Source organism: Marisediminitalea lipolytica (genome assembly GCF_001758465.1).
Classification (GTDB): Bacteria; Pseudomonadota; Gammaproteobacteria; order Enterobacterales; family Alteromonadaceae; genus Alteromonas; species Alteromonas lipolytica.
This window is the reverse complement of sequence record NZ_MJIC01000009.1, coordinates 258,268-277,126: the sequence shown is the minus strand read 5'-3', so window position 1 is coordinate 277,126 and position 18,859 is coordinate 258,268. Positions and strand designations below refer to the sequence as shown.

The following is an 18,859-nucleotide window of genomic DNA, read 5'->3' as shown; positions in this document are numbered from 1 at the left end:
CTATTCTCCATTGAGTGCGGCTTTCATCACCGTCACACCTTGTTGATTTAATTGTTGTTCCGCTTCTTCCGGTAAACCGTCGTCGGTCACCAGTACCGCTACCTGTTGCCAGGCTAATTCAATATTGGGCATTTTATGCCTGAGTTTAGATGATTCTGCCAGTACCACCACCTTACCCGCCACGCGCGCCATTTCCTGGCTGAGCTGGGTTAATTCGTTATAGGTGGTCGTGCCGCGCTCAATATCCAGTCCGGCAGCGCCAACAAAGGCCATATCGAAACTGTAAGACTGCAGCATCTTACCGGCCATACTGCCCTGAAACGACTGTGATTGTTTATCCCAGGTGCCGCCGGTCATCAGTACCGTTGGTTCATTATTAAAAGCCACCAGCTGATTAGCGACGTTCAGTGAATTAGTCATCACCACCAGTTGGCTGGGCTGAGTAAGATGCTCAACCATGGTGGCGGTAGTACTGCCACTGTCGATTACAATTTTCTGGCTGTCTTTCACCAGGGTCGCGGCCAGCTTGCCAATAGCCTGTTTTAACGATGCCTTGGCGGTACTCTCTTTTTGCCTGCGAGTTACCGGAGCCGCGCCACCATGCTGGCGAATTAAGCGGCCTTGTTCGGCAAGCTGGGTCAGATCTTTACGAATGGTCACTTCAGAGGTAGAGAACGCCCGCGCAAGATCTTCCACCGGGGTCTGTCCGTGCTGAACAACCCAGTCAACTATACGTTCGTGACGCTCCTGAGGGTTTCTTTTTTGTTTCATTCGAAAGTTACAAGTTTCATTTAAAACTAAATATAGCATTAAACTTTCAAATGTTACGCATTAATTTTTATACATAGGTAAATGTAGCTGGTTAAGCAATTCGATTAGAAAGAGAATTTTGCTGTTAGAAAGCTGGCGGTAATCAAAGTAGGGGCATACAACTAAGTTTCGTTTCAGGTCCAAAGCAAACTCGGGAGTTTCCCAATGAAAGGATGAAGCGAAAGTTAGCGAGTTTGCGTAAGTTTTGCCGGTGACAATATGTAGCACGTCAGGCGTGAACTCCCCAGGCACACCAAACCATAGCGCAGTGCCGGAGCCCGCCTGCAATAGGCGGTTATCACGAAATGCCTGCCAACTGGTGTTGTCACCACGCAAGCCCAGCGATTCAGGAAGCGCAAAAACGAGTTTAGCGTAAACATTAAACACCTTACGCCAGCCATTACCGCAAGCCTGCCCGATTCGATAAATATCCTGCGGCAGTAACGGCGAAACGCCGGGCCGGACGTGCTCAATAACAGTATCCGGGCGATTGCCGATGTATACCCGAATACGAGCCTGTTCATCACCAAGGGCGATGATATCCGGGTCAGTTAAGGGCAGCATTAACGGTCAGGGTTTGTTGTTGTTCACTGGCTAATCTGGCGATTTCGATTAAACGAATGACATCTGTCACACTGCTGGCATCAGCCGGCAATGCCGCTTTGCTACCGGGCTTAAGGGCGTCGGCCAGTTGCTGATAAAATACCGTGTAGCCGCCGGCTAGCGTCTGCACAGTTTGTTGCCCTTCATCGCCGTATAAAACGCCGTGTTGTGCTGTGGGTGTTTGCGCCCAAACAGTATCAGCAAAGTCGACTCCTGCTTTGAGCTGGTCTTCCTGTGGGTCCAGATGATATTTTCGATAACTTCCGTTGGTTCCCTGCAAAGCAAAACGTAAGGTGGGGCCTGCTTCAAAAGGTGAGCTGCCGGTCAGCACAGTAAATCCCGGATAATGCAGGGTTACTTCAAAAGCATCGTCTGCTTCGCCGCCATCCCTCAGAATACCAATAGTGGCAGAGACTTTGTCCGGCATACCAAATAGTTGTAACGCCTGATCAAGCAAATGCGGGCCTAAATCCCAAAAAATGCCACTGCCTGGCCCGGCGTTTTCCCGCCAACGCTTGCGTGGCACAGGCCGAAACCTGTCAAACCGGCTTTCCAGGCGCTTAACCTGCCCAACGGCCTGTTCAGATAATAGTTGCCTGAGAGTGAGAAAATCACCGTCGAACCGACGGTTGTGAAACACACATAGCTTTTTGCCCAGCGTTGCGGCCAGCTCAACCAATTCAAGGGCGCTATCGCTACTCAGGGTAAATGGTTTCTCGACTAAAACGTGACAACCCGCACGCAATGATAATTCGGCCTGTTGGGCATGCAGATGATTAGGCGTGGTAATCACAACTAAATCAAATTCACCACTTGCCAAAGCTTCATCAAGCGCACTAAATACCCTGGCCTGGGGCAATACAGACTGCACTTTAGCCGGATCCGAGGACACCACGCCAGCAATGCTAAATTCATCCATCGCCTGTAAAAATGGCACATGAAAGGTTTTGGCTGCGTAGCCAAAACCCACTATCAGTGTTGTTATTACCATTATTTTTTCTTCGGGCGCTGCCAACCCGCAATATTACGCTGTTTGGCGCGCGCCACCGCCAGCGAGTCTTCCGGCACTTTAGAGGTAATAATCGAGCCTGCCGCCACCGTAGCACCGGCGCCTATTTCCACAGGAGCGACCAGCGCAGAATTGGAGCCAATAAACGCGTTTTCTCCAATTAGGGTCTTAGACTTATTAACACCATCGTAGTTACAGGTAATGGTGCCTGCACCAATATTGCTGCCCGCGCCAATCTCGGCATCGCCAAGATAGGTAAGGTGGTTTGCCTTAGCGCCTGCGCCCAGCCGGGCCTTTTTCATCTCGACAAAGTTACCCACTTTGGCTGCTTTTTCCATTACCGCACCGGGGCGTAAACGGGCGTATGGTCCAACCGTGCAGTCTTCGCCAACACTCGCCTGCTCAATAATACTGTTGGCTTCTATTACCGCATTATCTGCCACGTCGCAGTCAATCAATACACAGTTAGGGCCTATCACTACGTTATTACCCAGTGTGACCTTACCTTTAAATACGGTGTTGATATCGATATATACATCCTGCCCTGTGGTTAACTCACCACGAACATCAATGCGCAGAGGATCAGCCAGAGTTGCGCCATTAGTCATCAGGGTTTCCGCCTGCCATTGCTGTAAAGTACGCTCCAGCCGGGCCAGTTGCACCCGGTTATTGACGCCTTCCACTTCCAGCGGCGAATCCGGCTGAGCAGCCTTAATCACCTTGCCTTCGCCCGCCGCCATGGCAATAACGTCGGTAAGATAATATTCGCCCTGGGCGTTTTCGTTGGTCAGGTTAGTTAGCCAGCGCTTAAGATCCTTACCCGGCATCATCATCATGCCGGTATTAATTTCGGTAATAGCGCGCTGTTCGTCTGTGGCGTCCTTGTGTTCAACAATGGCAACAATGTTGTCATCTTTGCGAATAATACGGCCCATGCCGGTTGGGTCTTCCAGATCCACGGTCAGCAGCGCCAAATCGCAGTTGGCTTTCACATCGATAAGGCGCTGAAGTGTTTCGGCCCTGATTAATGGGGCATCGCCTACCAGAATCATCACGTCTTCGTCGTCACTGATGTGCTCAACGGTTTGCATTACTGCGTGGCCGGTGCCCAATTGTTCAGCTTGCAGGCACCAGTTAATCTGCTGACCACTGACCGCGGCCTGCAATTGCTCTGCGCCATGGCCATACACCAGGTGCACCGCAGTCGCCGTTAAGGATTCTGCGGTATTGATAATGCGTTGTACCATGGCCACGCCACCAACCGGGTGCAGCACTTTGGGTAACGCAGACTTCATTCTGGTTCCTTTACCCGCTGCCAGAACCACTACAGAAAACGCCATAACTTATCCTTATCTATTATTGATGGGCAATAGTGTAACCAAGCCTCTGCAACAAGTCAGCGCTGTTTTAACTTCAACTTGTATTTAAGGTGTGTCAGTTTATACGTCAGTCTTTGGCGACAGTGGCACTTAAGCCATTCAGCCTGTATTATGACCAGCGTTAATTTATCGTCTTAATTATGGAGCTCCGATAAGCAAGTGAATGCATTCAGGACATTACATCGAAGTATACTGCTGTTATTTGCAGTAGTAGTGATAGCAATTGTCACCTTAGTACACTTCAGTATTTCAAAAATCGTCGCCGAGCAAAGCCGCGCTCAACAACAGTCGTTGTCACCCGCGGTATCACTCATTGTGTCGCAAATTCTAAAACCATTACATGTCTCTGAAGCGCTGGGTAAATCCCGCGAACTGGTGCAGCTAATGGAACATCAGGATATTAACGAAACTGAAGTTTTTGCTGCGCTGGAGCGTTTGGAGCAGGAATTCGGTCTGACCTTTTTTATTGCCAGTGACCAGGCCCGCATGCAGTACAACTCTGACGGCACCAAACTGGCACTGGTTGAAGGTGAAGTATCCTGGTATTTCAAATACCGTGACCGCGAGGCTGATGCCGTGGCGGATATCGGTAAGTGGGAAAACCCCCACTTTTACATCGATAACAAAATCTATGATGACGCCGGTAAGTTTTTAGGCTTCTTTGGCGTAGGCAAAAGCTTAAAAAGCTTTGTCTCGGTTTTTGATACCTACAAACGCCAGTACGGCTACGACTTTTTGTTTGTTGATGGTAATGGCGATGTCATGCTGTCTTCCGACGCCACGTTAAATGCCAGACAATCTGATTTTACTAATTTGTCTGAACTGGCCTGGTATGCCAGTCTGCCTGATCCGGTAAAGGCGCAAAACGATCTGAATAACCGCCTTATCACCATCGACGGCGAAGATTATCTGATTGCCGAAGTCGGCTTGCCACAGTTTGGCTGGACCGTGTATCTACTGAGCCCGCTGGATGACAGACAGGCCGAAATTTCCCAGGGCTTTATTTTCAGCGTGGTAACCATGCTGGTGGTTATTTTTGCGCTGTTCCTGCTGATTTATAACCTGCTGTACTATTTCCGCCGGGATATGCAGCCAGAACTGATTATCCGTAATACCCACCGGTTGCCCGACCGCAATCAACTGGAACAGACCTATCAGGATATCGTGGCCGAAAATACCACACTGAGTGTTATTCTGGTGGATATTGATAACTTTATTCAGATTAACGATCAGTTTGGCCGCAACGCGGGCGACGATGTGCTGGATAAAGTGTCGGGATTTATCTCCAGTCATTTGCGTGAAAACGATGTGCTGGGGCGCTGGAGCAGTGAAGAGTTTATTATTCTGCTACCCGAAATGGGCCCTCGAGAAGCCCAGGAACTGGCACAAACCCTGCGCCACGGTATCGCCATTTTACCGCCGCCCAGCGACTATCCTGAAATGCACCTGACTGCTAGTTTTGGCGTGTCATTTAGTGCTTCTAAGCGCAATCTGAATGAGCTCACCGCCCATGCCGAAGATGCGCTTTATCAGGCTCGCCGCGACGGCCGTAACCTGGTGAGGGTGCAGTTAATCGACGACTAACCGCCTTTTTGCCCAGTGTGTAATGCGCTGGGCAACGCCGGTGGTAAAACTGATCCCCAGTAAAATTAAAATAGCGCCGCTAAAATCCCACACACTCAGCATTTCACCCAAAAACACCACGCCCCAGGCAATACCAAAAAGTGGTACCAGATAACCGACCATCACGGCTTTGGCCGGGCCGGCCGAAGCAATCAGGTAAAAATACAGCAGATAAGCCAGTCCGGTACACACCACGGCCAGCGCCAGGGCATTCATCCAGGCAATTGTCGACGGCCACTGTCCGGGCATTTGGCTGAGTGCGAAAGGGGCAAACAGTACAGATGCCCAAAACTGACTGCCAGCTGCCACGGCAACCGGTTTTACTCCGGCGAGCGACTTTTTCATCATGCAGGCTCCCCAGCCATAGCAGCAGGCTGCGCCAACAACGGCAAGCACGGGTATCAAACTGAGGTCACTGCCCAGTGTTTTATCGAGACTGATTACCACCACACCTACAAAGCCGCATAACAGGCCTAAGCCGGCCAGCTTACTGAGCTTCTCACGCAGCCAGAGATAGGCAAACATGGCCGCAAACATGGGAGCCGTAGCATTGAGTATGGCCAGCACACCACTTTGCAATTGCAGACTGGCAAAATTGAACAATGCAAAGGGAATTGCAGTATTGATTCCGCCCAGCAAACACAGTGGCCACCACAGACGAACCATTTGTCTGCCGCCACCGGTAAAATATAAAAAAGGCAGCAACACCAGGGTTGCCAGTGCGGTGCGCATTACCACCAGCGGAACAATGCCAAACTCCGGCGCGGCTACGCGCATAAACAAAAATGATGCGCCCCAGATAGCGCCCAGTAACACTAATGCACTAAGCTCCTTTATACTCACTGAATTGCTCCCTCCAATTGCAATAAAAACTGTTTGCGCGGCAAGCCACCGGCATAGCCCGTAAGGGTGCCATTCTGGCCAATCACTCTGTGGCAAGGTACTACAATGGTCAGCGGATTCTTACCGTTAGCCATGCCCACTGCACGGGCGGCTGTCGGTTTACCAATGGCATTGGCAATGGCGGCGTAACTTACCGTCTGACCGTAAGGGATTTCACGCAAGGCGTTCCATACCCGGTGCTGAAAAGCGGTACCAGCAGGATTAAGCGGCATAGTGAAAGCCGTTAGTTCCCCCGCAAAATAGGCAGCCAGCTGCTCACAACACTGAGTGGTGATCGCCGAAGGCTTTTCGGCTTGCCCGGCAGCGGTGACAAAGCTAATTGAATTAACACCTTGTTCATCGGCGGTCACCGCCATCAGGCCGCAGGGACTTTGCCAGTAACTTAATGCCATCAGGCTTCTCCGTTGGGTTTATTGGCCAATTGCCATAGCTGCATAGTCAGGTAGCTGCGCCAGGGAGCGGCCTGCTCTACATTAATTCCAAAACGCCCGGCTTCCCGAGCCACTATCAGATCCCTGGCCAGATATACATCAGGCTCACTTTGTCCTCGCATTCTCAGATATTGCAACGTCCATGGCCCAATCCCTTTGATCGCCAGAATGTCGCTATCGGAAAGCGCCTTGCCGTTAGCCTGTATAACCAGCGTGGCAAAGTCCCGCAATGCCTGTTTTCTGGTCGCTGGCATTTTAAGCATATCCAGCGTTGAGCCGGCCACCGCCTGCGGTGTCGGAAAGGTCTGGCCATGAGGATGCGCAGCACCAAGCTCACAGCTTAATCGCTGCAATTGTGTAATAGCGGCCTTTATACTGATTTGCTGCCCCACAATAGCACGGCAACCAGCTTCAAATACACTCCACACGCCAGGCAAGCGCAAGCCCGGTGTAAGGTGTTCCGTTGCCAGACCCGCTTTTAACAAGGCCTGCTCTATAGTTTCTGCTGCGGTATCCGTATCCAGTACCCGGCGTAAAGTGACTAACAGCGGTGGTAACTGTTGTGGCTGAGAAAGCTCAATTGCCACGTCAAAACCACCCTTAGCCGGTTGATAGCGAGCACTAACAAACCCTGTATAATCATTAATTACAAAGGCTCTGCTGTAACAGTCAGTAGTGAGTGTTTCGGTTGAGGGCACGGCACGCAGTGCCAGAAAATCCCGCACCTGAGGCCAGTTGTAGGGTTGCCGTACCGGTAAAAACAGGGTTATCAGCGCGGCCGAATCCTGCTTGCATTCCTGCCGGCGAAGATCACCCGGGGTTAAACCAAAATCCTTTTTAAAGTGGCTGTGTAAACTACGGGCAGACTGAAATCCTGCGGCCAGTGCAACATCGGTCACCGGCATTACCGTTTGCTGCAGTAGCCTTTTGGCCAGCAATAAACGGCTGTGTAACTGAAATCGCTTGGGCGAAAGGCCGACTTCTTCATTAACCAGCTGGCCAAGATAGCGCTCGCTGATCCCTAAACGCTGAGCAATATCGCTTATAGAACTACCCAGTTCCTCGCTAAGCAAACGAAGCGCCCGCTGCGAAGTAGTCTGCACACCGCGCCATGCAAAAGACCCTGGCGCACTATCCGGCCGACAGCGCAGGCAGGGACGAAAGCCCTGCTCGATAGCCTGTTGGGCATACAGATAGTAGCTAACGTTTTGCTCATCCGGCAGTCTGGCCGGGCAGATTGGCCGACAAAAGATCCCGGTGGTTTTAACTGCCACAAAAAAACGGCCATCAAACCTCGGATCCCGCGATTGCCGGGCTATAGCAAATTGCTGTTGTTGCGCTGTATCGGGCATGATGACTGACTCCGCGTAAGATATCTGGTCATTCTAGCCCGGATTGTTAACCCGCATAGGAAGAAATCGGAACTGACGAATAAATTAACGCTAAAACAGCCAAAGCTTTCAATAAGTTGATCACCGTGCTCCTGCACAGCATAATAACGGCGATTAATTGTATATCCCGTTCAGAAGTTGTCACCCGGAGTGTTGTTTGTATTATTTGGAGCCCGTGCATCGGTACCGTTGGAGCATATTATGTGTAATGTGTTTGCTGCTGTCAGCCGTTTTTAGCACCCCTGCGCTGGCCGCCGATCCGTGGTTTGACAGTTACGCAGCCGAAGTAAAAAAGGAAGCCCAGAAGTACAATATACCGGGCTATGCCATGGTGTTTTATCAGCAGGGTAAATCACCGCAAATCAAGGTTTTCGGTAAAACCCACAATGGCGGCGAGGCAGTCACCGCCGACACTGTGTTTCGCCTGGCTTCAGTATCGAAGACGTTCACCGCTGTACTGATGGCTAAACTCGTCCGTCAGCATCAACTGGACTGGAATACACCGGTGACTGAAATGAGCCCGACGCTGGGCGAGTCCGGCACACTTAATCCGGGTATGACTCTGGGTCATATTGTCGGCCAGTCCAGCGGTTTTATGCCCAATGCCTACGATAACCTGATTGAAGCCAATTACCCGTTAAAACGGGTGCTTAATCAACTGGCCGGGCTTGAGCCTTTGTGTAAGCCTGGCGAATGTTACACCTATCAAAATGCTTTATTTGGGGTAATTCAGGAGTACTTTGTCAGCCGTAACACTTCATATCAGCGTCAGTTACAGGAACAGCTTTTAACGCCGCTGGGCATGGCTACTGCCAGTGCTGGCAAAGGCGGATTACTGGCATCCGGGCACTGGGCCAGACCGCACATTGCCATTGCCCGTAACCGCTGGAAAGAAGGCCAGGTTGAAAGCAACTACTACCGCTTTACGCCCGCCGCTGGCGTTAATGCCAGTATTAATGACATGACCCGCTGGCTGCAGGCCATGCTGCTGGAGTTTCCTACCGTGGTGCCGGAGGATGTGGTTAAGGCCGTTACCACGCCACGGGTACGCACTTCCCGGGAAGTTTATCGCCGCGGCTGGCGCGAAGACTTAAACAACGCCCATTATGGCCTGGGCTGGCGAATTTATGACTATGCCGGCGAAGTACTTAACTACCATGGCGGCTGGGTAAAAGGCTACCGTGCTGACGTGTCGTTTTCGCCCAAACATAAAGCAGGCTATGTGATGCTGATGAACGCCGAATCGAACCTGATTAACACCACTACGGCGGATTTTTGGGATCTGTATTTTGAGCAGGCCAAACGCCAGCCTGCGCCACAAAAAACTCAACCGCGGTAAGGCGGTTGAGTAGCAGGATTATTTAGACGTTTTCAGGTAGGTATAACCACTCAGACAGGCTTCGTAGAAGTCTGTCCAGCGTACACCTTCACGTGGCTTGATATTTCCCGCTGCCACCTGCTTGTCGATTAAACGTTTCACATCGTAAGCCATGGCTTTAGGGTTGTACTGCATAATGCTGAGTACGTCTTCTACCGACGAGCCATTAACCACTTCTTCAATGTAAAAGTCTTCCGGATCATCATCGTAACTAAAGATATGCACTTCGTTTAACCGACCAAACAAATTGTGCATGTCGCCCATTACGTCCTGATAAGCACCGGTCAGGAACAGCCCGATATAATAAGGCTCGTTTGGCTTAAGCTTATGCATTGGCAGTACGTCGGTGATTTCACGACCAACGGTAAACTGATCAATTTTGCCATCGCTGTCACAGGTAATATCCACCAGCGAGCAGTTCACATCCGGACGTTCGTTCATACGGGTAATAGGTACTACCGGCAGAAGCTGGTCAATAGCCCAGGTATCCGCTGCCGACTGGAACACAGAGAAGTTACACAGATACTGTGATGACAGGCTGTAGTTCAGCTCTTGAAGTTCTTCCGGTACGTATTCAGCATGAGCGTAGTATTGCTGTAAACGCACCATGATTTCCCAGTACAGGGTTTCAATTTTGGCCAGTTCTTCTAAGGACAATACGCGCAGCTTAAACGCATCCAACGCTTGCTCTTTATATTGAGACGCGTCGTTGTACAGCTCCTGCATATTGGTTTGCTGATCAAAGGTGCTGGCCATTTCGCGCATGTTCTTCACGAAATAATGTTCGCCCTCGACTGCGCTGGTGTCTACCGAGGCACTGTTAGAGCGAATTTCGCCCATAATCTGGGTGATAACGCAGCTGTGATGTGCGGTAATGGCGCGACCACTTTCACTAACCAGATTTGGATGCGGAACGCCTTCGAGGTCACACACTTCTTTCATGCCGTAAACAACGTCTGCCACGTACTCCTGCATGGTGTAGTTACGCGATGACTCGCTGGTTGACGCCGTACCGTCGTAATCGATACCCAAACCGCCACCGACATCAACGTAATCCAGCGGGAAGCCCATTTTATGCATTTCTGCATAAATGCGACCGCCTTCAGAGATAGCTTCTTTTACTGAGCGAATGTCGGTTAGCTGGCTGCCAATATGGAAGTGTAATAACTTCAGGCAATGGGCCATGCCTTGTTCTTTAAGGTAGCGTGCGGTATTGATAATCTCGGCAAAACTCAGGCCGAATTTAGCCCGTTCGCCACCGGAGCTTTCCCACTTACCGCGGCCTTTCACGGTCATTTTAGCGCGCACGCCAATAAGCGGTTCGATGCCAAGCTCTTTGGAAATTTTTACCAGCAGTAACAACTCTGAATATTTTTCGACAACCACGACCATACGACGACCCAGTTTGCGCCCCAGCAGTGCCAGTCGCATAAACTCTTCATCTTTGTAGCCGTTTAACACCGTTAGGGAGTCTTCGTTAGTGTTAAGCGCCAGTACGGTAATCAGTTCGGCCTTAGAGCCGGCTTCCAGGCCGTAGTTGAAGTGTTCGCCCACGTCGACGATTTCTTCAACAACTTCGCGCATCTGATTTACTTTTACCGGATACACACCGTGGTATTCCCCGGTGTACTCTGCTTCGGCAATCGTATTGCGAAAGATGGTGTTGAGGTTAGCCACCTGTGAACGCAGAATATCATGGAAGCGCACTACCACTGGCAGTTGCACGCCTTCCTGATGAATCTCTTCGATCACGGCCTTGAAGTCGATTTGAATTGATGGATCTGACGGGTTGGGCGTTACCTTGATATTGCCATTTTCACCAATATGAAAATAGCCGCCGCCCCAGCGGGAAACGCCATAGACACGTTCCGCCTCTTCAACAGACCACTCCGGAGAAGTTCCATCCATCGTAAAACACCTTTCTTTATTGCGCGCTGGTAAATTAATTTTCAGCCGACGTTCACATGGCGCGTATTATAACGGTCTTTATTGTCAGCGCTATGACAAATTACGCATGTCAGGCAAAGCCGGATTACTGGATTTTTGCTATTAACTCAGCATGATAGAAAACAGTTGACTAATTTTTACCCATCACCGTACCATAAAGTAGTACAAATTCATGACGTTAAGACATCATCAGGCTCACTACAATCAGTCCGGATATGTCCTCGCAAAGGAGTATGAGGTAATGCAGCGTGTATTAGGAGAGTTTGCCGTTGAGCTGTCCCCACAGCAGGACGAGCTGGATATGGGAAGAATGTTACTCCGGAAAACCTTTAGCGGTGAACTGGCCGGCACATCCGAGGGACAAATGCTCAGCAAGCGTTCGCTGGTTCAGGGCTCCGCAGGGTATGTGGCTATCGAGACGTTTACCGGCGAACTGGTCGCTAAAAAAGGCAGCTTCTCTTTGCAACATCTCGGCATTATGAGCCGGGGCGAGCAAAAGCTGACAATTATCGTGGTACCGGATTCTGCCACCGATGAGCTCACCGGTTTGTATGGCAACATGCAAATCCAGATCGTCGAAGGTAAACACTACTACGATTTTGAGTTTGCCTTTGCCTGACAGTCAGCCACCAACTTGTGGTCATTAAGGGTTGGCTGACTAACACACCAGATTTTGGAATGCATCCTGCAATATTCAGTGCTGCGGTCCTTGGTTAGGTATTTTTTATGAAAATACTGCACAACCTTTGGACCAGTAATGAATATTTTACAATGCAGGAGCAACCTATGAGCAAATCAGCCACGTTATACCGAATGGTAACCCCAGATCATATTTGTCCCTTTGGCCTGCGTTCCGTAGACCTGCTTAAACGACAAGGCTACAAGGTAGACGATCGTCTTCTATCGACGCGTGAAGAAACCGACGCTTTTAAACAAAAGCATGGAGTAAAAACCACACCGCAAACCTTTATCGACGGTCAGCGAATTGGCGGCTACGACGATTTGCGTAAGTATTTTGGCAAGTCACCAGCCGGTCAGCAAGGCACTACCTATACGCCAGTAATAGCGATTTTTTCTGTTGCTGCGCTAATGACCCTGGCCTGGCAGTTCGCTGCTGGTAATATGCTGTTGAATCTGACCACCCTGTTACTGTTTATCGCTATTAGCATGAGCTTTCTGGCTGTACAAAAATTGCAGGATTTGTATAGCTTTACCCAATCATTTATCACCTATGACTTACTGGCAATGCGCTGGCTCAGATATGGCTATCTGTACCCGTTCCTCGAGGCTTATGCGGGTATCGGAATGATTGCCAAACTGCCAGTCTGGTGGGTTGCGCCGGTATCGGTGTTTATCGGTACCGTTGGTGCCGTGTCCGTCATTAAGGCCGTGTACATTGACAAGCGAGAATTAAAGTGTGCCTGTGTTGGCGGCGACAGTAATGTTCCACTGGGCTTTGTGTCGTTATCAGAAAACCTGTTTATGGTAGCCGGTGGGTTGTTGATGCTGTTGGGCTAACGCCAACATAATCAGACAGGCCTCTGGGAATAACGGCCTGCCTGGTTTTTATAAACTATTGCTCGACCGCGACACTTTGTTTTTTAAAGCGGTAGGCTTCAGCAAACCGGGTTAACCAGCGTTTAAAACGAACTCGCCCCACGCTTTCCTCGTAAAACGGGCTAGAACCTGGTTCGGCAAAGATATCAGTCAGCACCGTATGTACCGAACCAGCTCCAATAAAATACTGGTAGTTAGGTAGCGTTTCATCCAGTGCCTCGTGTGAGCCTCGCATGCGTGCTGACCACTCGCCAAACAGCATGTAATCGGCAGGGCTTAACGCCCAATCTCCAGGATTAAGGTTACCGTCATCAATCATGGAGGATATTTTTAAAAACAAAACCTGCACTGCGTCATATTCAGTAGAATACTGGGCAAACCGGGACTCAGGGTACGCTGACGCTAGCAAGGTCATCATATTCTGGTTAAGTGTAATGGCATCGTAACTTCCGAGGTACTGCGCAAACAAAGTTGGCAAAGTACTTTCCACTCCCCAGGAATGATTATTAGTAAATGCCGTGCTGACGAATCCAGACGACAATACGCCGGCAGCCGCATCACTGAATAACGATACCTTGCTGTGCGGGAAGGCATTTTTCACATAAGGGAAGTTAAGAGTTGCACCATAACCCCCGGCGCTTGAACCGGTAACTAGCACTTTTCGAGGCGGATGACTGCTGTTTGCATAGTAAGTTTTTAACCACTCCCGCACCGCCAGGAAATTATCAAACCCCCTGTGCTTAACCATAACCGGTTGACCAGGGCTGGTCAGCACACCCGACGCATCCTGATAAATCGCATCATTGGAGCCCACATGAATATCCCCGGTACAGTACGGAATAAAGACCTGTGTCCAGTTTGAAAAACTATTGTGCCGACGGTGTTGATTAAAAATGCCTCCCGTTACCTGGGGGGAGTTTTCGTTGTGGATTGTGGGGTTATAAGTGGGTCGGTTGTTAGGATCTGCTGCCAGAGCGAGAGAGGATATGCAGGTAGCGTCGTTCCAGCAGGCACCACCACCGTTAAAGAAAATCATCAGTTTTCGCGGGTTACCGGGCTTAAAGTAAAAGTGGAAATCATTGGGCACCAACTCGCCACTGGCCGGATCGGTAACAGCATCAAAAGCACAGGAAGGATTGATAATCTGGGATTCCCCGGCATCGTTTGTGATTTCCATTGAAGAATCAACGGCGATTTGTTGCCAGGACGACTGATGGGCTAATGCCTGCCCTCCCAGGCAATACAGAAATGCGCCAATAGCGCACAGACGGAATAGTTTCATATGTTCTTCCCTGATTGGTAAATGAATTAAGAGGTATTCGGCAGCGAACCGAATCTGGTTATATTTCACACAATATAAAAGTAGTGCACAATCCTGAATCGCGATACTTGCTTATCGCTAAATATACTCTTTTACACCGTTTTTGAACGGGCGTATTCTCCCCGCTCCAGCAGTCGCTTTATCCTAATAATTAACCGCAGGTGACTGGATATATTGTGCTGAGCTTATAAACTATATGGAGATTCAATTGCTTAACGATAATTTGTATGATGCCTGGTCACCCAAAATCCTCTCATGCCTACCTGGCAATTGATCAAGGGACTACCTCCTCCCGCGCTATCCTGTTTAATCAGCATTTTGAAATTTTGTTTACCGCACAACAGGAATTTCCGCAATATTACCCGGATAATGGCTGGGTAGAGCAAGACCCCGAGGAATTATGGCAGTCAGTGCTCAACGTAACGACTCAGGCGCTACAGGCGGCAAAAGAACAACAACTGGAAGTCAAACACCTTGGTATTACCAACCAGCGTGAGACCATCCTGGTATGGCACAGACAAACAGGTAAGCCGGTCTATAACGCCATCGTCTGGCAGGACCGCCGCACCAGTGCCTATTGCCGGGCATTATCCAAACACGAAGCCAGCGTACAGCAAAAAACAGGGCTAAAGCTCGACCCGTATTTTTCGGCCAGTAAAGTTCGCTGGATTCTGGACAATGTGGAAGGTGCGGCTGAGCAAGCCGCTAACAATCAGCTTCTTTTTGGCACCGTAGATACTTTTCTGATTTGGAAACTAACCCAGGGGCTGGTTCACGCTACCGATGTTACCAATGCCAGTCGCACCAGCCTGTTTAACATTAAAACCCTGGAGTGGGATGAGGCATTACTGGCGCTGTTTGATATTCCCCGCACCATGTTGCCCGAGGTAAAAGACTGTGCCGCCGACTTTGGTAAAACTGCCGCCGGTCTGCTCCCCCTTGAGTTAAGCATCTCTGGTGTAGCCGGCGATCAACAGGCAGCCATGATTGGACAAGGCTGCGTAACGCCCGGCAGTGTTAAAGCTACCTACGGCACAGGCTGCTTTGCGTTGGTGAATACCGGAACCAACAGCGACATTAATCATACCGGTTTGCTAACAACCATTGCCTACACCCTTAACGGCGTTACCCACTATGCCGTGGAAGGCTCAATTTTTGTGGCGGGTGCAGCAGTACAATGGCTGAGGGATGGCCTGGGTCTTATCGAAAAGGCGGCAGACTCCGAAGCCATTGCCAGTCAGGTTAGTGATAATCATGGTTTAGTGGTTGTCCCTGCATTTACCGGTTTGGGGGCTCCGCACTGGGCGCCCGATGCAAGGGGAGCCATCTTTGGCATTACCCGTGCTACCACAGCAAACGACATAGTCCGGGCTACGCTCGAGTCGATTTGTTTTCAGACCCACGATTTACTTAGTGCCATGAGCAGCGGCGGCATTTCGCCTACGGTGTTGAAAGTGGATGGCGGTATGGTGGCAAATGAGTGGTTTTGCCAGTATCTCGCCGACACGCTGGATGCGCCTGTAGTGCGCCCACAGATCATGGAAACCACCGCATTGGGAGCGGCGTTACTAGCGGCTTTTCAGGCCGGGGATATTACAGGATTAACCGCACTTGCAACTGCGAACCCTTGCCAGCGTGAGTTTGCTGCAGATACGCCTGACAGCCTGCGGGAAAAACATTTAGCAAAATGGCAAAAAGCAGTAAAAGCCACCTTACTCATGGCTGAGTAAAGTGGCCTTATTCCGATATTATTGCGGCACTACACAAGTATAGCTTTGCAGTGAGTCTTTATCACCGCCGGTGTATTTAGCATAGTTTGGATACGCACAAAGCGGCATCTGGCGCACGGGCTTCGGGGTGCTGCTAACTGTCATGGCTTCAGGCGCGTTGCCGGAGGCTTTCCAGTTTTCCAGCACGGTTAGCGGATCGAAATCCTCCAAACCATTACCACCGCCACAGTGGGTCATACCAGGTACCATAAACAGTCTGGCGACGTCAGTACCGGTATCCTGCTGAGTTTGCTCGTACCAGTTAGCAATATCGGTCGCCGAGAAGATAGGATCCGCCAGCCCCTGGAAGATCACCATTTTGCCGCCACGGGCCGCAAATGTGGTCATATAGGTATCATTGGCATCAAAATAGCCGCCAACTTCCGCCACATTTTCTGTGAGCTCAACAAAATTAGGCTCGTCAGGCATTTTTCGTGTCGGTGTGGTGAACACTGCGCCCGTGGAGGGGACACTTAGCCTCTCATGCAGACCTGGTCGATTTTCAGAACCAATCTTCCACGCGCGCCATCCCGGCGTATTGATAGCCGGATCCCATGGCCAGCCAGTGTAAATGGGATTACCATTTTCATCAGTTGCGCCATTCATCACCGCAATCAGGGTATCTAACTTGGCATCATCCAATTTACCTCGCAGGGTCTCTGGGTCGAAATCACAACTAGCGTAGGCCGTAACGAGACCGTCCTTCAACCCATCCTGTGCATCACATTTATCCAGAATAGCGGTCGAAACTTTATCTAAGTCAGACTGACTCAATGCTTGATAAAGTTTTCCTTTTGGCGAAATTTTTTCGAACTGTTCAACGTCCCATACCGCGCCAAGGGCTGCTCGACTCAAGTGAAAGCCAGGGTTACCAGCCACAACGCCATCAAATTCCAGCGGATACCGTTGCGCTGCCATCATAGCTTCCCGGCCACCATTAGAGCAGCCCATAAAAAAGGATTCTGCCGGTGCTTTATTATAAAAAGTACGCACCAGTGTTTTGGCAGTAGCAGTAACCTTACCGATTGCCGCGTAAGCGAGGTCCAGGCGAGCTTGCTGATCGTCGCCAAAAGCCAGTCCACGGCCGTCATGACCACCATCCATACTTACCACGGCATAACCGCGCTTAATTGCGGGCGTGGCAGTACTGCCGGTACTGGGTACCGTACCAATCGCCGGAGCAATAAAGCCGTCGGTGCCACCACCGCCCTGGAATAAGAAGCGACCATTCCAGTCTTCCGGCATCCGCAGTTGAAAACGAATGCCGTAACGACCATTAACCCCTTCCCGATCTTCAATTTTTCCCTCGACCAGACAGTGAGCACCGATTTCTACTGCCTGAGGTGAACTACCGGTCATGCCGCTCATCGGATCTGGCGGTAAGGTTTGAGCTGGCTGCAATGAAGCTGTGTTTATAGCAACATTATGCAGAGACAAACTCACCAGATCTTCACAGCCTGAGGCCATGGCTGGCGCTGATAACGCACTTGCTACAGCAATAGCGGTATACAACCAGGGCTTTTTCATACAAATACTCATAGTGATGAATTAAATTAGATAAATAAGAACGGAAAGCAAAAAACCCGCCAGCTCTTAACTGACGGGTTCACAAATGACTTATTTAAGATTGTCGGCAAAGAAGGAATCAATGCGGTCGAAGGGGATTTTGTCCAGCTGGTCGTAAAGGTCTACGTGTACCAGTCCTTCCAGAATTAATTTCTCTTTCGGCTCTGCTGCGGCTTTAAAGGCATCTTCAGTAAAATACAGGGAGTGCGCTTTGTCACCGGCAATCAGCAGGATTGGGCGAGGAGCAATCTCATCAATATAGGTGAGTAAAGGCATGTTCATAAATGACATTGCGGTAGTGGCTGTCCACTGACCATTAGAGTTAATGGAACGTGGGTGGAAGCCGCGCGGTGTTTTGTAAAAGTCGAAGTAATTTGCCACAAAGTCTGACTCTTCACCGGTCAGCTCACTTGGCAAGCCCTGTGGTGCCAGAGTCGGCTCGCCATTAACGGCGTCTTCCCAGCGCTGTTCGCTCATTTGCGTCAGGGCAGCGGTGCGCTCTTCACTGGTCATGGAATCAAAGTAACCTTTGGCCATTACCCGTGACATATCGTACATACTGGCCGTTACAACCGCTTTGATACGCTTGTCAGCAGCGGCAGCGTTAAGCACCATTCCGCCAAATCCACAGATGCCTAAAGCACCAATTTTTTCGCGATCGATATTGTCTTGCAGACCTAAAAAGTCGACAGCAGCACTAAAGTCTTCGGTATTGATTTCCGGCGATGACAGGTTGCGAGGCTCACCGCCACTTTCGCCAGTATAAGAAGGGTCAAAAGCAACGGTAGCATAACCGCGCTCAGCCAGTGTTTGCGCATAAAGGCCAGAAGCCTGCTCTTTAACCGCACCATAAGGACCGCTGATTGCAATAGCAGCCAGTTTCTTACCGTCTGAATTTTTAGGCAAGTAATAGTCCGCCGCCAGCGTAATACCGTAGCGGTTTTTGAATGTGACTTTCTGGTGGGTTACCTTGTCACTTTGCGGGAAAATTTTATCCCATTCCTGGGTTAACTGCATAATTGCCTCCTCGGCATTTTTAACTTTAAACATCGAAATAAAACAATTTAACTGTTTGTATTTCTTAACAACCACTTACTCCACAGCCAGATTTTCCGACTGCTTCACCAACTTGTTCCGTCTCGGCTGGTAAGGGCTTTCTGGTATGGTCAAAG

At 50.1% G+C, this 18,859-nt stretch carries 16 protein-coding genes; 5 read left to right on the top strand and 11 right to left on the bottom strand.

The window, feature by feature from the left end; all coding sequences use genetic code 11:
• The 4 genes from BFC17_RS04950 to glmU are packed head-to-tail and all read right to left on the bottom strand — an operon-like array spanning window position 1 to window position 3,762.
• Window positions 1–771, bottom strand: a complete 771-nt coding sequence (locus BFC17_RS04950; RefSeq protein ID WP_070175343.1) for a DeoR/GlpR family DNA-binding transcription regulator — start codon at window positions 769–771, stop codon at window positions 1–3.
• Between the two features lie 60 nt (window positions 772–831).
• On the bottom strand, window positions 832–1,374 hold the full coding sequence (locus BFC17_RS04945) for a DUF6942 family protein (protein ID WP_070175342.1): 543 nt from the start codon (window positions 1,372–1,374) through the stop codon (window positions 832–834).
• Window positions 1,358–2,404, bottom strand: a complete 1,047-nt coding sequence (locus BFC17_RS04940) for a Gfo/Idh/MocA family oxidoreductase (protein ID WP_083271588.1) — start codon at window positions 2,402–2,404, stop codon at window positions 1,358–1,360. The genes BFC17_RS04945 and BFC17_RS04940 overlap by 17 nt, the downstream gene beginning before the upstream one ends.
• Window positions 2,404–3,762, bottom strand: coding sequence for a bifunctional UDP-N-acetylglucosamine diphosphorylase/glucosamine-1-phosphate N-acetyltransferase GlmU (gene glmU / locus BFC17_RS04935; protein ID WP_070175341.1), 1,359 nt, complete (start codon window positions 3,760–3,762; stop codon window positions 2,404–2,406). The genes BFC17_RS04940 and glmU overlap by 1 nt, the downstream gene beginning before the upstream one ends.
• Window positions 3,763–3,960: 198 nt before the next feature.
• On the opposite strand from glmU, the gene BFC17_RS04930 reads away from it, so the two are divergent.
• Window positions 3,961–5,385, top strand: coding sequence for a sensor domain-containing diguanylate cyclase (locus tag BFC17_RS04930; protein ID WP_070175340.1), 1,425 nt, complete (start codon window positions 3,961–3,963; stop codon window positions 5,383–5,385).
• Here BFC17_RS04930 and BFC17_RS04925 read toward each other — a convergent pair.
• From BFC17_RS04925 to BFC17_RS04915, 3 genes are read right to left on the bottom strand one after another with little or no spacing between them, the layout of a single operon-like run.
• Window positions 5,371–6,267 (bottom strand): DMT family transporter, encoded by an 897-nt coding sequence (locus tag BFC17_RS04925; protein WP_070175339.1) that lies wholly within the window; start codon window positions 6,265–6,267, stop codon window positions 5,371–5,373. The two genes, BFC17_RS04930 and BFC17_RS04925, sit on opposite strands and share 15 nt — an antisense overlap.
• The gene (locus tag BFC17_RS04920) at window positions 6,264–6,719 is read right to left on the bottom strand and encodes a methylated-DNA--[protein]-cysteine S-methyltransferase (RefSeq protein WP_070175338.1); all 456 of its coding nucleotides are present in this window, start codon (window positions 6,717–6,719) and stop codon (window positions 6,264–6,266) included. Before BFC17_RS04920 ends, BFC17_RS04925 begins: the two co-directional genes overlap by 4 nt.
• Window positions 6,719–8,110: an Ada metal-binding domain-containing protein gene (locus BFC17_RS04915; protein ID WP_070175337.1), complete on the bottom strand. Its 1,392-nt coding sequence runs from the start codon at window positions 8,108–8,110 to the stop codon at window positions 6,719–6,721. The genes BFC17_RS04920 and BFC17_RS04915 overlap by 1 nt, the downstream gene beginning before the upstream one ends.
• Window positions 8,111–8,357: 247 nt before the next feature.
• Here BFC17_RS04915 and BFC17_RS04910 point away from each other — a divergent pair, with 247 nt between their 5' ends.
• Window positions 8,358–9,488 carry a serine hydrolase domain-containing protein gene (locus BFC17_RS04910; RefSeq protein WP_070175336.1) on the top strand — a complete coding sequence of 377 codons (1,131 nt, stop codon included), beginning with the start codon at window positions 8,358–8,360 and terminating at the stop codon, window positions 9,486–9,488.
• A gap of 18 nt (window positions 9,489–9,506) precedes the next feature.
• Here BFC17_RS04910 and speA read toward each other — a convergent pair whose 3' ends face one another.
• The gene (speA, locus tag BFC17_RS04905; protein WP_070175335.1) at window positions 9,507–11,435 is read right to left on the bottom strand and encodes a biosynthetic arginine decarboxylase; all 1,929 of its coding nucleotides are present in this window, start codon (window positions 11,433–11,435) and stop codon (window positions 9,507–9,509) included.
• 280 nt (window positions 11,436–11,715) lie between these two features.
• On the opposite strand from speA, the gene BFC17_RS04900 reads away from it, so the two are divergent.
• Complete coding sequence (locus BFC17_RS04900; protein WP_070175334.1) at window positions 11,716–12,093, top strand: DUF3224 domain-containing protein; 378 nt, start codon at window positions 11,716–11,718, stop codon at window positions 12,091–12,093.
• Window positions 12,094–12,260: 167 nt separating this feature from the next.
• A complete protein-coding gene (locus BFC17_RS04895) occupies window positions 12,261–12,992 on the top strand; it encodes a MauE/DoxX family redox-associated membrane protein (RefSeq protein WP_070175333.1) in 732 nt (243 codons plus the stop codon).
• Window positions 12,993–13,047: 55 nt separating this feature from the next.
• Here BFC17_RS04895 and BFC17_RS04890 read toward each other — a convergent pair whose 3' ends face one another.
• Window positions 13,048–14,313 (bottom strand): pectin acetylesterase-family hydrolase, encoded by a 1,266-nt coding sequence (locus BFC17_RS04890; protein WP_070175332.1) that lies wholly within the window; start codon window positions 14,311–14,313, stop codon window positions 13,048–13,050.
• A gap of 266 nt (window positions 14,314–14,579) precedes the next feature.
• Between BFC17_RS04890 and glpK the strand changes: the two genes are divergently transcribed.
• Window positions 14,580–16,082, top strand: a complete 1,503-nt coding sequence (gene glpK, locus BFC17_RS04885; protein ID WP_229681036.1) for a glycerol kinase GlpK — start codon at window positions 14,580–14,582, stop codon at window positions 16,080–16,082.
• A gap of 18 nt (window positions 16,083–16,100) precedes the next feature.
• Here the strand turns inward: glpK and BFC17_RS04880 are convergent, their stop codons facing one another.
• Window positions 16,101–17,648: a tannase/feruloyl esterase family alpha/beta hydrolase gene (locus BFC17_RS04880; protein WP_070175331.1), complete on the bottom strand. Its 1,548-nt coding sequence runs from the start codon at window positions 17,646–17,648 to the stop codon at window positions 16,101–16,103.
• 90 nt (window positions 17,649–17,738) lie between these two features.
• Window positions 17,739–18,704 (bottom strand): alpha/beta hydrolase, encoded by a 966-nt coding sequence (locus BFC17_RS04875; RefSeq protein WP_070175448.1) that lies wholly within the window; start codon window positions 18,702–18,704, stop codon window positions 17,739–17,741.
• Between the last annotated feature and the right edge of the window lie 155 nt (window positions 18,705–18,859).

What these genes read in the sequence shown, in the direction of transcription:
- BFC17_RS04900 (WP_070175334.1), top strand. Translation starts at nt 11,716, where the DNA reads ATGCAGCGTGTATTAGGAGAGTTTGCCGTTGAGCTGTCCCCACAGCAG.
- BFC17_RS04895 (WP_070175333.1), top strand. Translation starts at nt 12,261, where the DNA reads ATGAGCAAATCAGCCACGTTATACCGAATGGTAACCCCAGATCATATT.
- BFC17_RS04950 (WP_070175343.1), bottom strand. Translation starts at nt 771, where the DNA reads ATGAAACAAAAAAGAAACCCTCAGGAGCGTCACGAACGTATAGTTGAC.
- speA (WP_070175335.1), bottom strand. Translation starts at nt 11,435, where the DNA reads ATGGATGGAACTTCTCCGGAGTGGTCTGTTGAAGAGGCGGAACGTGTC.
- BFC17_RS04910 (WP_070175336.1), top strand. Translation starts at nt 8,358, where the DNA reads ATGTGTTTGCTGCTGTCAGCCGTTTTTAGCACCCCTGCGCTGGCCGCC.
- BFC17_RS04915 (WP_070175337.1), bottom strand. Translation starts at nt 8,110, where the DNA reads ATGCCCGATACAGCGCAACAACAGCAATTTGCTATAGCCCGGCAATCG.
- BFC17_RS04920 (WP_070175338.1), bottom strand. Translation starts at nt 6,719, where the DNA reads ATGGCATTAAGTTACTGGCAAAGTCCCTGCGGCCTGATGGCGGTGACC.
- BFC17_RS04945 (WP_070175342.1), bottom strand. Translation starts at nt 1,374, where the DNA reads ATGCTGCCCTTAACTGACCCGGATATCATCGCCCTTGGTGATGAACAG.
- BFC17_RS04890 (WP_070175332.1), bottom strand. Translation starts at nt 14,313, where the DNA reads ATGAAACTATTCCGTCTGTGCGCTATTGGCGCATTTCTGTATTGCCTG.
- BFC17_RS04875 (WP_070175448.1), bottom strand. Translation starts at nt 18,704, where the DNA reads ATGCAGTTAACCCAGGAATGGGATAAAATTTTCCCGCAAAGTGACAAG.
- glmU (WP_070175341.1), bottom strand. Translation starts at nt 3,762, where the DNA reads ATGGCGTTTTCTGTAGTGGTTCTGGCAGCGGGTAAAGGAACCAGAATG.
- BFC17_RS04940 (WP_083271588.1), bottom strand. Translation starts at nt 2,404, where the DNA reads ATGGTAATAACAACACTGATAGTGGGTTTTGGCTACGCAGCCAAAACC.
- BFC17_RS04880 (WP_070175331.1), bottom strand. Translation starts at nt 17,648, where the DNA reads ATGAAAAAGCCCTGGTTGTATACCGCTATTGCTGTAGCAAGTGCGTTA.
- glpK (WP_229681036.1), top strand. Translation starts at nt 14,580, where the DNA reads ATGATGCCTGGTCACCCAAAATCCTCTCATGCCTACCTGGCAATTGAT.